Source organism: Streptomyces sp. NBC_01237, assembly GCF_035917275.1.
GTDB lineage: Bacteria > Actinomycetota > Actinomycetes > Streptomycetales > Streptomycetaceae > Streptomyces.
Genome location: NZ_CP108508.1, coordinates 5005982 through 5019582, shown reverse-complemented (window position 1 = coordinate 5019582; position 13601 = coordinate 5005982). Strand labels below are relative to the sequence as shown.

The window sequence follows — 13601 nt, the reverse complement described above, 5'->3', positions numbered from 1 at the left end:
GGCGGCACGGGTGCATGCCTCAAGGGGCCCGGTACACCCCCCGCGTAGGGTGCGCCGCATGATCATCGAACCGCTGGGCCTCGACACGGTGACCCACGACATCCCCGGTCCGCTGCTCACCGAACTCGCCGCGCTCTACGCCTCCAACCGGGCGTTCCATCAGCTCAGCGGCGACTTCCCGGACCCGGACGACATCCGCCCCGAGCAGGTCGCCGCCGCACTCGCCGACGACCTGGCCCACCCGGACGCCGAGGTGCTGCTCGCCCGCTCGCACGGCGCGCTCGTCGGCGTCGCCGTGACGCTCGCCCACCATCCGGACCCGGCCGACCCCGACCCCTGGATCGGCCTCCTGATGGTCGACGCCGGGCGGCAGCGCTCCGGGTACGGGCGGCAGTTGGCCGGATTCGTCGCCGAGCGGTTCCGGGCGGCGGGACGGGACGGCCTGCGGATCGCGGTCCTGGAGAACAACCCCCGCGCGCTCGCCTTCTGGACCTCACTCGGTTACGAAGTCATCGGCCATCGGCCGGACCGTCAACTGGGCCGCCCCTGCGCGGTGCTGCGCACCTCACTGCACCCTCTCAAGTCCGCCGAATAACGGACACACATGGACTCCAGTCGGACAAGAACTGGTCAAAAACTTGTGAGGCAATTGTCGGCACACCGTCAAAGACGGTCATTCGGTGGCACGCTCTCCGCTCGTAGTCCCCCCACAGGACGACCTACGGAGAACTCAGATGACCCTCCACATGAACACTCGTCGTGCCGCAACCCTGGCAGCAGTGGCCGCCATGGTGGTCGCGGGCGTGCAGGCCGGTTCGGCCGGCGCCGCCCCCAAGGCCGCGGACAACGGAGACTCCTCGTCCCGCACCGCCTCCGCCTCCGCGCTCGGTGTGAACACCGCGTCGCAGCGTGGCACGGCCATCAAGTCCGCCCAGGCGGACGCGGCTTCGGCGGCCGACTCCCTCGGGCTCGGCAGCCAGGAGAAACTGATCGTCCGTGATGTGATCAAGGACGCCAGTGGCACGGTGCACACCCGCTACGAGCGCACCTACGCCGGACTGCCGGTCCTCGGCGGCGACCTCGTCACCCACATCGCGAGCAACGGCAAGCTCAAGAGCGTCGACAAGGCGACCAAGGCCCCGATATCGGTGCCGTCGACCACGCCGAAGGTGAAGAGCGCCGCCGCCGCGCGCAAGGTGATCTTCGCGGGCAGCGGCAAGCCCGTCCTCGCGTTCGAGACCGTGAAGACCGGTGTGCAGAAGGACGGCACGCCCAGCAAGCTGCACATCATCACGGACGCCGTCACCGGCAAGAAGCTGCACTCCTTCGAGGCCATCGAGACCGGCACCGGCAACAGCCAGTACAGCGGCGAGGTCGAGCTGTCCACGACGCAGGGCGGCTCGGGCTTCGAGCTGACCGACGGCGAGCGCGGCGGCCACAAGACGTACGACCTCAACCAGGGCGAGAGCGGCACCGGCGACCTCGTCACGGACGACGACGACACCTGGGGCGACGGCACCGGCAACGACCGCCAGACCGCCGCGGTCGACGCCCACTACGGCGCCGCGAAGACCTGGGACTTCTACAAGTCCGCGCTCGGCCGCGACGGCATCGCGGGCGACGGCAAGGCCGCGTACTCCCGCGTCCACTACGGCGACGCGTACGTCAACGCGTTCTGGGACGACAGCTGCTTCTGCATGACGTACGGCGACGGGGCCGACAACAAGAGCGCCCTCACCGCCCTCGACGTCGCCGGTCACGAGATGAGCCACGGTCTGACCGCGGCCACCGCCAACCTCGACTACGTCGGCGAGTCCGGCGGTCTCAACGAGGCGACCAGCGACATCCTCGGCACCTCGGTGGAGTTCTTCGCCGACAACGCCACGGACGTCGGGGACTACCTCATCGGCGAAAAGATCGACATCAACGGCGACGGCACCCCGCTGCGCTACATGGACAAGCCCAGCAAGGACGGCGGCTCGGCGGACTCCTGGGACTCCAGCGTCGGCGACCTGGACGTGCACTACTCGTCCGGCGTCGCGAACCACTTCTTCTACCTGCTGTCCGAGGGCAGCGGCGCCAAGACCATCAACGGGGTCGACTACGACTCCCCGACCTCCGACGGCTCGACGGTCACCGGCATCGGACGCGAGAAGGCCTACCAGATCTGGTACAAGGCCCTCTCCGTCTACATGACGTCCTCCACCGACTACGCGGGCGCGCGCGTCGCGACCGAGAAGGCGGCGACCGACCTGTTCGGCGCGGACAGCGCCGAGCTCAAGGCCGTGGGCGACGCCTGGACCGGCGTCAACGTGAAGTGAACCAGTGCATGCAGTGCAGTGGTGCAGTAGTGCGGTGACGTAGTCAACAGCTGTTCCGCAGCTGGTGAGTGCGGTGACGTGTGGTGGGAGCCGGTCAGCCCTCGGGCGGCCGGCTCTCGCCGTACAGCCAGGTGTCCCACAGCTCCGTCAGGTCCTGCCCGCTCTCCTCCTCCACGTACGCGATGAAGTCCTCGGTCGACGCGTTGCCGTGCCGGTGGGCCTTCGGCCATCCGGCGATCAGGTCGAAGAACGCCTCGTCGTCGTCCATGGCCAGCCGGATCTCATGGATGACCATCGCCCCGCGCCCGTACACCGGCGACTCGGAGATATCGGCGGCCGACGGCGGTTCGGCGGGCGGGAAGGCCCAGTTCTCGTCGTCGTCGAACGCCTCGTCGAAGCTGTCCTGGGCCGGGGTGTCCTCGAAGTCCTCGCTCCAGATCCACTCCGCGTACGTCGCGAAACCCTCGTTCAGCCACATGTCCTGCCAGGTGGCGGGCGTGACGGAGTTCCCGAACCACTGGTGGGCCAGCTCGTGGACGAGGAGCCCGATGTCGGGCGGGCCCGGGAAGAACGGCCGGTTCTGGGTCTCCAGGGCGTACCCGGCATCGTCCTCGCGGTCGATGATCACACCGGTGGAGGTGAAGGGGTACGGGCCGAAGTTCTCCGCCGCCCACTCCATGACCTCCGGGAGCCGGCCGAGCACCGGGGCGCTCTCCTCCGCCACCTCCGGGTCCACGGCCGTGAACACCTCGATGCCGTCCGGGGTGACCGACTCCTTCGTCTCGAACTTCCCGATGGCGACGGTGGCGAGGTAGCTCGCCATGGGTTCGGGCGTGTGCCAGCTGTACGTGGTGCGGTCCCCCTCCGTCCGGCGGGCGGCCGGCTCTCCGTTGGAGACGGCCGTCAGCCCCTTCGGCACGGTGACCTCGATGTCGTACGTGGCCTTGTCGCTCGGGTGGTGATTGCCGGGGAACCAGGCCATGGAGCCGGTCGGTTCGCCGAGGGCCAGCGAACCGTCCGCGGTCCGCAGCCAGCCCTCCTCCGACTCGTCGGCGTCGGTGATGGTCTGCGGGGAGCCGGAGTAGCGGACGACCGTACGGAACGTCCTGCCCTCGCGCAGCCGGTCCTCGACGTCCGCGTCCGGGCGCAGGGTCAGTTCCCTGCCCGCCCGGTTGACGGCGGCCGGGCGGCCCTCGACGGTGGCGCTCTCGACGTCGAGCCCGGCGAGGTCCAGATGGAAGGCGCTGAGATCCTGGGTGGCGCGGGCGGTGATCTCCGCCGTGCCCCGCAGCCGGTGCGCGGTGGGATCGACGTCGAGGGTCAGACCGTAGTGCGTGACGTCGTAGCCGCCGTTGCCCAGCTTGGGGAAGTACGGGTCGCGCAGCCCGGCGGCACCGGGGGTGCCCGTCACCCCGCCCGTGCAGGCGGAGACGGTGCCGAGGACGGCGAGCGCGAGCAGCAGGGCGGCCGCGGGCGTCGTGCGCCGTATCGAGCTGTGCCCCGTCGGGGCTCGCCGTATCGGGGTTCGTTGATCCACACCGATGATCCTATGTGCGGAATGTCGGAGTCGGCAGGTGGTCGTCGGAGTGAGCGGGGTGACCGTCGGCGTCGGCAGGTGGTCGCCGGGAGTCGGCGGGTGACCGTCGGCGTCGGCGGGGCGAGCGGAGTGAACGGAGTGATTCAGAGGACGGCGATACCCAGGGGCCGTTCGCCCGCGTCGATCCGCACCGGTGCGCTGTACCCGTCCCCGTCCCCGTCACCGTCACCGTCACCGTCGTCGTGGAGGTCGACCACCGTGATGCCGTTCCAGTAGCCGTCGCGGGTGAAGCCCCCCGTGACGTACGCGGTACGGCCGTCCTCGGACACCGCCACATCCTCGTGCGGGCCCTCCAGGGGGACGACGCGCTCCTTGCCGTCCGGGCTGCGGACGGTGAGGGAGGGGTCCTCGTCGTCCGCGGCGATCGGGCCGGTTCCGACGACGAGGAGGGTGCCGTCGGGGGCGAGGGCCGCCCCGTGCTGGTGCGTGTCGGCGGTCATCCTCTCGGTCGTCACCTTGCCGGTGCGCGGGTCGAGGACCGCGAGCCGTTCGCCCTCGAAGGGCAGGAGCAGCTTTCCGTCCGCCGGGCGCACGACGGCGTAGTGCGGCTTCAGCCAGGAGCCGAGACCGCCCTCGGTGCCGTACGGGGCGACTTCCCTCCGCCGCGGTTCCAGCGTCGTCGTGTCCACCACCGTCACGTCGAAGGAGTCGTGGCCGGTGGCGTACACCTCGCCGCCGTCGGGCGAGACGTCCACGTCGAAGGGGCGGCGGCCGACGGGAACGGTGCCGGTCACCTCACGGGTCGCCGTGTCGATGACCTCCAGCGTCCCGTTGCCGCCGGGGACGTTGACGCCGACATAGACGTGCCTGCCGTCGGGGGCGAGGGCGATACCCATCCCGCCGCCCCGGTACTCGCCGGTCGTGACCGGGCCGCTCTCCGTCTCGTACGGGACGAGTGCCAGCCGGGTCCGGGTCGCGGTGTCGATGACGGCGACCCCTTCCGCGGTCGCCACCCAGGCCCGCCCGTCCTTGCCGACGACGAGCCCGTACGGGGCGGTGCCCGCCTTCACCGTGGCGATGGGTCCGCGGCCCTCGCCGGGCCGCGGGTCAACGAAGGTCACGGTGTCGCCGCCGAAGTCGGCGACGAGAAGGGTGCCCCGGGGAGTGGTGACGGCGGGCCCCGGGCCCGCCGGGGCGCTGCCTGCGGCACGGGGCTCCTCCGGGGCGCGCGAGGCGGTGCCGTCCGCCGCCGGACCGGCAGCACCCGTCGTGCTGTCCGTCGCGCACCCGGCGAGTACGGCGGCCGCGGCAAGGGCCAGGGCCACCCGGCGTACGGTGCCGGCCCCGAGTGCCACACGGCGTGAGGTGCCGGCCGCCAGGACCGCCCGGCGTGCGCCGGCCCGGCGCCCGGCCGTCGTCACCGGTCGTCCCGGAGCAGTGCCGCGATCTCCGCGAAACCCCGCCGTTCGGCGTGGGCCAGGGCCGTGACCCCGTCGCCGTCCGGCAGACCGGGCGTCGCCCCGGCCGCGAGGAGCACCTCCACGATCTCCTGGTGCGCCCGGCCGCCGTCGCCGAGGATCACCGCTTCCAGCAGGGCGGTCCAGCCGAGCCGGTTGACGTGGTCGACGTCGATGTCCGTGACCCGGAGCACCTCCCGTACGTACGCGACATGGCCGCGCTCGGCGGCGGGGATGAGCGAGATGCCGCCGAACCGGTTGCGGAGCGTCAGATCCGGACCGGCCGGAAGCAGGACGTGCAGCATCGCGACGCTTCCGGTCACGCCGGTGGCGAGCCAGGGGCTGTCCTCGCGCCGGTCCTGGGCATCCGGATCGGCACCCGCCGCCACCAGCAGCCGGGCCGCCTCGACCTGGTCGCCGTGGACGGCGAGGAGCAGCGGGGTGCGCAGTTCCTCGTCGCGGGCGTCGACGCGTGCGCCGCCCTCGATCGCGGTCCGCACTCCGGCGGTGTCGCCGGTGCGCGCGGCGGTGAGCAGGTCGTGATCGAGGGCGTTCATGCGCTTCTCCGTACGTGGGTCGGTGGGGTTGCCGCCGCGACGGGGCGGTCGCGGCGGCGGGCGGTCACCGTAGCGGGCGGTTACCGGGCGAGGGCGGCGACGCCCGCCGCGGCGAACTTCTCGTCGAGGTCGCCGCTGGGGGCGCCGGCCACGCCGATGCCGGCCACCGGGGCGCCCTTGACCTGCACCGGGGCACCGCCCGCGAGGAACAGGGTGCCGGGGATGTCCTTCAGGTTCGGGGCCTGCTCCAGGCGCTTGACCAGCTCGGAGGTGGGCGCGTTCCAGGAGACGGCGGTGTACGCCTTCTTCACGGCCGACTCGGGGGACTGCGGGCCCGCGCCGTCGCCGCGCAGGGTCACGATGGTGTTGCCGTTGCGGTCGACGACGGCGACGGAGACGCGCTGGTTCTCCTTCTTCGCGGCGTCCAGGGTGGCCTGCGCGGCCTTGGTCGCGGCGGCCACGGTCAGGTGGGTGCTCTGCTGGAGGTTCCGGTCGGCGGCGTCCGCCTTGACGGCGGCGGCGGGGGCGGCGGCCGGGGTGGAGGCGTTCGCGGACATCGCGCCGAAGGTTCCGGCACCGAGGGCGGCGGCGGCAACGGCACCGGTCAGGACGCGGGTGCGCAGCGACATCTTCTTCATGGTGGGCTCCTTGTGGCTCTGGTGACTGGGGGTGGGGTGCGGCTCTGATGGCCGGGTGGCTCTGGTGATCGAGGTGGCTCTGGTGACCGGAGTGGCTCTGGTGGGGCGAGCGGGCCTGTGGCTTTTCGGTGTTCCGCTGTTCCGCTGATCCGCCGTTCCGCTCTGCTATCGATCCTCCGGCCGGATCCGGGCGCGTACGGTCGGCGTACCGGCTGGAGGAGCCGCGCAGGTCGGCTGACGGCCCCATCGGCCGATCGGTTGATGCGGGGGTGGTCGGTTCGGGCCACCATGGAGAGGTCTGCGCAGGTCAGCAGCGGTCAGCAGCGGTCAGCGACAGGCGGCGGCTGACGGCAGACGGCAGGCAGCAGCGGGTCGTCCACCGGATCGTCGACGGGGAGTGCGAGGTACGAGGTGCAGCACCGCAGCGAGCCGCCGCACCCCGACCGTGCCCCGGGCCCGCATCCCGGTCGTCCCCCGGACGCCGGCCCCGTCCGTCCCCCCGGCGCGGATCCCGACCTGACCGCCGGCGACCCCGACGCCCGCTGGCTGGCGCTCCTCATGCACGCCGCGTTCTTCCTGCTGCTCGGCGCCTCGCTCACCCGGTTCCTGATGCGGCACCCCGGCGAGGACCGCACCCCGTGGATCATCGCGCTGTCGGTCGTCCTCGCCGCGCTCTACCTGGTGGGGCCGGTGCTCGGTTCCCGCCCGACGCCCCGCAGGCTGACCTGGCTCGGGATTCTCGTCGTCGTCTGGATGGTGCTGGTCGTCCTCGCGCCGAGCTTCGCGTGGTGTGCGGTGCCGCTGTTCTACACGGGGCTGCGGATACTCCCACCGCGTGCCGCACTCGCCCTCGTCGCGCTGCTGACCGCGTTCGTCGTCGCCGCACAACTGCGGCTGGCGACCGGTTTCGACCCGAATCTGGTGCTCGCCCCGCCCGCCGTCGCGGCCGTGGCGACCGCCGTCTTCGTCCATATGCAGCGCCAGGCGGTACGCCAGCGGGAACTGGCCGCACGGCAGCGCGAGCTGATCGACGACCTGCTGCGTACGCGGCGCGAACTGGCCGCCACCGAACGCCGCGAAGGCACCCTCGCCGAACGCCAGCGGCTCTCCATGGAGATCCACGACTCCCTCGCGCAGGGTCTCTCCAGTCAGCAGATGCTGCTCCAGGCCGCCGACCGCACCTGGGAGAACGACCCGGCCGCCGCCCGCCGCCATGTCCGTACGGCGACCGGTATCGCGGAGCGCAACCTCGCCGAGGCCCGCCGCTTCGTCCACGACCTGGCCCCGGCCGATCTCGCGGAGGGCGGCGGTCTGGAGGCGGCGCTGCACGCACTCGCGGCCCGTGAGACGGCCCAGACACAGGGCGCGGTCGCCGTCCGCTGCCATGTGGAGGGCACCGCGCACACCGCGCTGCCCGACCGGGTGCAGTCGGCACTGCTGCGGATCGCCCAGGGGGCCCTGGCGAACGTACGCGAGCACGCGGGAGCGACGGCCGCCGGACTGACCCTGACGCACCTGGACGACCGGGTGGTCCTCGACATCGCCGACAACGGCCGGGGCTTCACCCCCTCGGCGCCGGAGCCGCGCCCGGCGGGCGGCGTACGCGGCCACGGGCTGCCCGCGATGCGGGCCCGGGTGCGCCAGCTCGGCGGAACACTGACGATCGAGTCCGCACCGGGCGAGGGAACGGTGCTCTCGGCTGTCGTCCCGCTCACCCCCGTACCGCCCCCCGTTCCGCGCAACGGCCCGCAGAACCCCCCGGAGGAATCCGCATGACCGCGACCGCGACCGTCCGCATCCTGCTCTGCGACGACCACGCCGTCGTCCGCGCCGGGCTGCTCGCCCTGCTCGGCAGCGAACCGGACATCGAGGTCGTCGGCGAGGCGGGCAGCGGCGAGGAGGCGGTGGCCCTGGCGGCCCGGCTCGCTCCGGACGTCGTGCTGATGGACCTCCAGCTGGGCGAGGGCATCGACGGCGTCGAGGCCACCCGCCGGATCACCGCGGCCGGAAGCGGAACCGTCCATGTGCTGGTGCTCACGACGTACGACACGGACGCGGACATCACCCGCGCGATCGAGGCGGGAGCCACCGGCTACCTGCTGAAGGCCGAACGCCCGGAGGAACTGTTCGCCGCGATCCACTCGGCGGCCCAGGGCCGCACGACGCTCTCCGCCCCGGTGGCCAGCCGGGTCATGGCCCGGATGCGCAAGCCGGTGCCCACCCTCACCGAACGCGAACTCGACATCCTGGGTCAGCTGTCGCGGGGGCTCGGCAACCGGGACATCGCCCGCGCCCTGTTCATCAGCGAGGCCACGGTCAAGACCCACCTGGGCCGGATCTACGACAAGCTCGGCGTCGACACACGGGCGGGCGCCGTCGCCGTCGCGAAGGAACAGCGCCTGCTGCCCTAGGCGAGGACGGCAGGCAGGACAGCAGGCAAGGGCCGCAGGCACAGGCGACGGCGTAGGCACCGGCACCGGCACCGGCACCGGCGTAGGCGACGGCGATGGCAGTGCGCACCGGCGATGGCAGTGTGCACCGGCGGCGGGCACATCAGGCGGGCACGTCAGGCGGGCACGTCAGGCAGGCACATCAGGCAGGCACGTCAGGCAGGGCGCCCACCGCCCGGCCGCGTCAGGCGGAGCGCCCACCGCTCACCCGATCGTGTCGGCCTCCCGTCACCGGGCATGACACCATCGACCCGTGCTCGACATCGGCTACTCCCTCTCCCGGCGCTTCCCGGATCCCCCGCAGACCGACTACCGCCGTGCGGACGTCCATGCCCTGCGGCACGACCTGTTCTCCGGGGACGTCTATCTCGCGGACACCAAGGCGGACCGCGAAGTATCCACAGCCTGGGGATGGGTTCCGGTGCTCGACTTCGCGTGGGCGCTGTGCGACATCGTCGAGCAGATCGACCAGGACCCCCGGGGCAACCGCTCGCACCGGCAGCAGTACGCCGAGCTGGACTTCACCGAGTCCACGGACCGGATGATGTTCGAGCGGCGCTTCGGCTGGGTCGACGTCGAGGCCGACTGGATGCCCGGTGACGAGCCCCCGCTGACCTTCAGCCACTCCGTCCTGCGCCGTGAGGCCCGCGACTTCCTGCACGACCTGATCGCCGATCTGGCCGACATGCACGACGGTCTCACCGAGAACCCCGTGATCTGGGACCTCCAGGCCCGCTTCCCCCGTATGTGACCGCCCCCGCGCCCCGCCCCCGGAACCGGCCACCCGAACGCCCCGGCAGCGGGCGGCGCGCGGCACCGTCACGCGCCCCGGCGCCCCGCGCCCGTCATGCCTCCACCCGTACTCCGATCTGCGCCGCGAACGCCGGTGCCAGCTCCATCAGCTGGACCGGGCTGATCACCGCACCCGCCAGCCGTTCCACCCCCCGGGCGATGTCCAGCTCGGCGACCGCCCGCAGGTCCACCGACTCCATCCGCGCCGCGCTGAAGTCGACCCGCTTCAGCACACAGTCCCGGAACTCCACCCGCACCAGCTGCGCGTCCCCGAAGTCCGGCTCGGACAGCACACAGCCCTCGAACACGACGTCCTTCAGCCGCGCCTTCCGCAGATTCAGGTAGTCGATCTTCCCGCCGCGCACCACCACCCGCTCCAGCACCGCTCCGTGCAACTGCACCCCGCCCAGCCGCGCGTCCACGATCTCCACGTCACGCAGCGACGCCCCCGCGAGATCGGTGCCCACCCCCCGTACCCCCGTGAGCACCGAATCGATGAAGCGGGCCCTGACCAGCTCCGTACGGTCCAGGGCGCAGCCCTCCAGCGCGCAGTCCATGAAGCGGGCGCCCGGACCCGACTGGTCCGCGAGGTCCACCGCGTCGAACCGCACACCGTCGTAGTCCCCGTCCGGCTCCAGCTCCGCCCCCTCGTACGGAACGAGCGGCGGCAGCCGCACCTCCGGACGCCGAGCCGCCGTCACGGTGTCCTTCTTGCCTCTGGTCCTGCCCGCGCTTCCTGCCATGCCCCCATCGTGACGCACCGCACTGACAACGCCCCGCCCCGATGTCACAAACCACCACCGCCCGACCGTCACGTACGCAGAAGCGCCCACAGCCAAGGGAGAAACCCAGCCATGCAGCGCATCCACGTCATCGGCGGCGGCTTCGCCGGGCTCACCGCCGCGGTCACCGCCGCCGAATCCGGCGCACAGGTCACCCTCCACGAGGCCCACCACACCCTCGGCGGCCGGGCCAGGACCGCCGAGGGCCCGTACCGCACCAACGAGGGGCCGCACGCCCTGTACAACGGCGGGCCCCACTGGACCTGGCTCGCCCGACGCGGCCTCCTCGGGCCCGTCGCCGCCGTACCGCTCCTCGAAGGCACCCGCTTCCGCTTCCGCCGCGACGGCGTCTCCCGCCGGACCCCGCCCCTCGGCATGCTGCGCCTCGCCCGCCGCAGCGCCCGGCACGCCCCCGTCGACGCGGACTACCTCGGCTGGGCCGGCGGCCAGGTCGGCGAGGAGGGCGCCCGCGCGGCGGCGCACTACATGGGTGTGGCGCTCTTCCACCACGACCCCGGTTCGCTCTCCGCCGCCTTCGTCCAGGAACGCTTCCGCCGCGCCGCCGCGCTCCCGCCCGAGGCGCGCTACCCGGTCGGCGGCTGGGCCCAGGTCGTCGACCGGATGGCCGCCCGCGCCCGGAACCTCGGCGTGCGCGTCGAGACCACCGCCCGGATCGACGCCCCCGCCCTCGCCGCCCTGGCACGGACCGGCCCCGTCATCGTCGCGACCTCCCTGGACGCCGCCCGTACCCTGCTCGACGATCCCGCCCTGACCTGGGACAGCGGCCGTACGGCCCTGATCGACCTGGCGGTACGGACCCGGCGGGGCGACGCTTTCGTGGTGTCCGACCTGGACGCTCCGGGCTGGATCGAGCGGTTCAGCGCCCAGGACCGGACCCTCGCCCCGGCTGGCGAACAGCTCGTGCAGGGCCATGTGCCGATCGCTCCCGGCGCCCCGAAAGCGGACGGTGTCGCCCGCGCCGAACAGCTCCTCGACCTCGGCTTCGACGGCTGGCGCGACCGCGTCACCTGGCGTCGCGAGGCCCTCGCCACCGGGCGTACGGGTGCGGTCGACCGGCCCGGCACCACCTGGCGGGACCGCCCCTCCATCATCCGGGGCGACGGCGTCTTCCTCGCGGGCGACCAGGTGGCGGCCCCGGGGCTCCTCAGCGAGGTGTCGTTCAACAGCGGCATCGAAGCGGCGACGCTCGCGCTGAAGGCCGCCGAACGGCGCACGGACACCGGAGCGGACCTCAGGAGCGCCTGACACGCCGTGACACCCGTGACGCGTATGACGCGGAATGAGCCGCCAACCGTCCGATGGACCGGGTTGACCTCAAGGGCGATTGAGGTCACAGACTGAGGACAACCGACAGCGACCACCCCGGGGAGACCACCATGTACGCCGTCCGCCTCCATGCCTTCGGCCCCGCCGAAAACCTCACCCACGAGTCGGCCGAGGACCCCGTACCCGGCCCCGGCCAGGTACGGATCGCCGTGGCCGCGGCCGGCGTGCACCTCCTCGACACCGCCCTGCGCGAAGGCATGACCGGCCCGTACCCGGCGCCGGCCGAACTGCCCACCATCCCCGGCCGGGAAGTCGCCGGAACCGTCGAATCGCTCGGCGAGGGCACCGACCCCGGCTGGCTCGGCAAGCGCGTCGTCGTGCACCTCGGCATGGCCCCCGGCGGTTACGCCGAACTCACCGTCGCCGACGCCGACCGGCTCCACGAGATCCCGGCCGGGCTCGACGAGGCCGAGGCCGTCGCGATGATCGGCACCGGCCGCACGACCCTGGGCATCCTCCGGTTCACCGAACTGGGCCCCGACTCCGTCGTCATCGTCCCCGCCGCCGCGGGCGGCATCGGCACGCTGCTGGTGCAGTACGCCAAGAACGCCGGAGCCACCGTCATCGGCCTCGCGGGCGGCCCCTCGAAGGTCGCCGCGGTCAAGGCCAACGGCGCCGACCTCGCCGTCGACTACACGCTCCCCGACTGGCCCCGCACGGTCCGCGGCCACCTGGAGTCGCTCGGCCGGCGCGCCACCGTCGTCTTCGACTCCGTGGGCGGAGTCACCGCCCGCGCCGCCGTCGACCTCCTCGGCGAAGGCGGAGCGCACATCGTCTTCGGCTGGTCCGGCGAGGACCTCCACGACGGAAAGCCGCTGTCCTTCACCCCCGAGGAACTCGCCGAGCGCGGCATCACGTCCGAGAACGTGCTCGGCCCCGCCATGATCCGCAAGGGCGGCGGGCTGCGCGCCCTGGAGACCCTGGCCCTCGCCGAGGCCGCGGCCGGCAGGCTGCGGCCCGCCGTCCAGCGCTACCCGCTCGCCGAAGCGGCGGCGGCCCATCGCGCCCTGGAAACCCGCGGCACGATGGGCAAGGTCGTCCTGGAACCGTAACGGCGCGACGAACAGTGGGGCGTGGACCGGGACCCGGTCCACGCCAGGACGCGAAGGCGGGGCTGCGAAGCCACGAGGGCCTGAGGACACGAAGGCCCGGGAAGCCATGCCTCCCGTCTCCGCGCCGCCAGAACCCGTCGCCCCAGGCCCCGTTCAGCGCCCTCCGAGCTCCGCCAGCGCCCCGTCCGTCAGCCGGTACACCGTCCACTCGTCCTGCGGCCGGGCGCCCAGCGACTCGTAGAAGGCGATGGACGGGGCGTTCCAGTTGAGCACCGACCACTCCAGGCGCTCGTACCCGCGCTCGGCGCAGATCCGCGCCAACTCCGTCAGCAGCGCCTTCCCGTGGCCGCCGCCGCGCCGCTCCGGACGTACGTACAGGTCCTCCAGGTAGATGCCGTGGACCCCGCGCCAGGTCGAGAAGTTGAGGAACCACAGCGCGAACCCGACGACCTCGCCGTCCTCGTCCGACACCGCGACGTGCGCGTACGCGGCGGGCCGCTCGCCGAACAGCGCCTCGTGCAGCTGCTCCTCGGTGGCGTTCGCCTCGTGCAGGGCCTTCTCGTAGTCGGCCAGGTCCCGCACCATGGCGTGGATGACCGGGACATCGTCGGGAGTAGCGGTACGAATCATGGGGGCAGCGTAAACACGTCTCCCCCGCGCCCCACGAC

General features: G+C 72.6%; 13 protein-coding genes. 7 read left to right on the top strand and 6 right to left on the bottom strand.

Annotation, left to right across the window (positions count from 1 at the left end; genetic code table 11):
- Nucleotides 1–58: 58 nt before the first annotated feature.
- Together OG251_RS22310 and OG251_RS22305 are read left to right on the top strand one after the other, a co-directional pair.
- Nucleotides 59–595, top strand: a complete 537-nt coding sequence (locus tag OG251_RS22310) for a GNAT family N-acetyltransferase (RefSeq protein WP_326678822.1) — start codon at nt 59–61, stop codon at nt 593–595.
- A 139-nt stretch (nt 596–734) separates the two neighbouring features.
- On the top strand, nt 735–2321 hold the full coding sequence (locus tag OG251_RS22305; protein ID WP_326678821.1) for a M4 family metallopeptidase: 1587 nt from the start codon (nt 735–737) through the stop codon (nt 2319–2321).
- A 94-nt stretch (nt 2322–2415) separates the two neighbouring features.
- On the opposite strand, the gene OG251_RS22300 is transcribed toward OG251_RS22305, so the two are convergent.
- The 4 genes from OG251_RS22300 to OG251_RS22285 form a co-directional block, all read right to left on the bottom strand.
- Complete coding sequence (locus OG251_RS22300) at nt 2416–3858, bottom strand: M1 family metallopeptidase (RefSeq protein WP_442818360.1); 1443 nt, start codon at nt 3856–3858, stop codon at nt 2416–2418.
- Nucleotides 3859–4001: 143 nt separating this feature from the next.
- On the bottom strand, nt 4002–5213 hold the full coding sequence (locus tag OG251_RS22295) for a YncE family protein (RefSeq protein ID WP_326678820.1): 1212 nt from the start codon (nt 5211–5213) through the stop codon (nt 4002–4004).
- 62 nt (nt 5214–5275) lie between these two features.
- Nucleotides 5276–5872 (bottom strand): ankyrin repeat domain-containing protein, encoded by a 597-nt coding sequence (locus tag OG251_RS22290; protein WP_326678819.1) that lies wholly within the window; start codon nt 5870–5872, stop codon nt 5276–5278.
- An 80-nt stretch (nt 5873–5952) separates the two neighbouring features.
- Entirely contained in the window at nt 5953–6510 is a 558-nt protein-coding gene (locus OG251_RS22285) for a GlcG/HbpS family heme-binding protein (protein WP_326678818.1), read from the bottom strand.
- 411 nt (nt 6511–6921) lie between these two features.
- Between OG251_RS22285 and OG251_RS22280 the strand changes: the two genes are divergently transcribed.
- The 3 genes from OG251_RS22280 (at nt 6922) to OG251_RS22270 (ending at nt 9711) form a co-directional block, all read left to right on the top strand.
- Complete coding sequence (locus tag OG251_RS22280; protein ID WP_442818359.1) at nt 6922–8286, top strand: sensor histidine kinase; 1365 nt, start codon at nt 6922–6924, stop codon at nt 8284–8286.
- Nucleotides 8283–8921, top strand: a complete 639-nt coding sequence (locus tag OG251_RS22275) for a response regulator transcription factor (protein ID WP_326678817.1) — start codon at nt 8283–8285, stop codon at nt 8919–8921. The genes OG251_RS22280 and OG251_RS22275 overlap by 4 nt, the downstream gene beginning before the upstream one ends.
- Before the next feature lie 292 nt (nt 8922–9213).
- Nucleotides 9214–9711, top strand: coding sequence for a hypothetical protein (locus tag OG251_RS22270; protein WP_326678816.1), 498 nt, complete (start codon nt 9214–9216; stop codon nt 9709–9711).
- 94 nt (nt 9712–9805) lie between these two features.
- On the opposite strand, the gene OG251_RS22265 is transcribed toward OG251_RS22270, so the two are convergent.
- Nucleotides 9806–10495 (bottom strand): pentapeptide repeat-containing protein, encoded by a 690-nt coding sequence (locus OG251_RS22265; protein WP_326678815.1) that lies wholly within the window; start codon nt 10493–10495, stop codon nt 9806–9808.
- Nucleotides 10496–10606: 111 nt separating this feature from the next.
- On the opposite strand from OG251_RS22265, the gene OG251_RS22260 reads away from it, so the two are divergent.
- Complete coding sequence (locus OG251_RS22260) at nt 10607–11800, top strand: NAD(P)-binding protein (RefSeq protein ID WP_326678814.1); 1194 nt, start codon at nt 10607–10609, stop codon at nt 11798–11800.
- A gap of 131 nt (nt 11801–11931) precedes the next feature.
- Entirely contained in the window at nt 11932–12933 is a 1002-nt protein-coding gene (locus OG251_RS22255) for a zinc-binding dehydrogenase (RefSeq protein WP_326678813.1), read from the top strand.
- A gap of 153 nt (nt 12934–13086) precedes the next feature.
- On the opposite strand, the gene OG251_RS22250 is transcribed toward OG251_RS22255, so the two are convergent.
- Complete coding sequence (locus tag OG251_RS22250) at nt 13087–13563, bottom strand: GNAT family N-acetyltransferase (protein ID WP_326678812.1); 477 nt, start codon at nt 13561–13563, stop codon at nt 13087–13089.
- Nucleotides 13564–13601: the final 38 nt, after the last annotated feature.

Coding starts and splice junctions, on each gene's coding strand:
- OG251_RS22310 (WP_326678822.1), top strand. CDS start 59: ATGATCATCGAACCGCTGGGCCTCGACACGGTGACCCACGACATCCCC.
- OG251_RS22305 (WP_326678821.1), top strand. CDS start 735: ATGACCCTCCACATGAACACTCGTCGTGCCGCAACCCTGGCAGCAGTG.
- OG251_RS22290 (WP_326678819.1), bottom strand. CDS start 5,872: ATGAACGCCCTCGATCACGACCTGCTCACCGCCGCGCGCACCGGCGAC.
- OG251_RS22285 (WP_326678818.1), bottom strand. CDS start 6,510: ATGAAGAAGATGTCGCTGCGCACCCGCGTCCTGACCGGTGCCGTTGCC.
- OG251_RS22275 (WP_326678817.1), top strand. CDS start 8,283: ATGACCGCGACCGCGACCGTCCGCATCCTGCTCTGCGACGACCACGCC.
- OG251_RS22265 (WP_326678815.1), bottom strand. CDS start 10,495: ATGGCAGGAAGCGCGGGCAGGACCAGAGGCAAGAAGGACACCGTGACG.
- OG251_RS22260 (WP_326678814.1), top strand. CDS start 10,607: ATGCAGCGCATCCACGTCATCGGCGGCGGCTTCGCCGGGCTCACCGCC.
- OG251_RS22255 (WP_326678813.1), top strand. CDS start 11,932: ATGTACGCCGTCCGCCTCCATGCCTTCGGCCCCGCCGAAAACCTCACC.
- OG251_RS22250 (WP_326678812.1), bottom strand. CDS start 13,563: ATGATTCGTACCGCTACTCCCGACGATGTCCCGGTCATCCACGCCATG.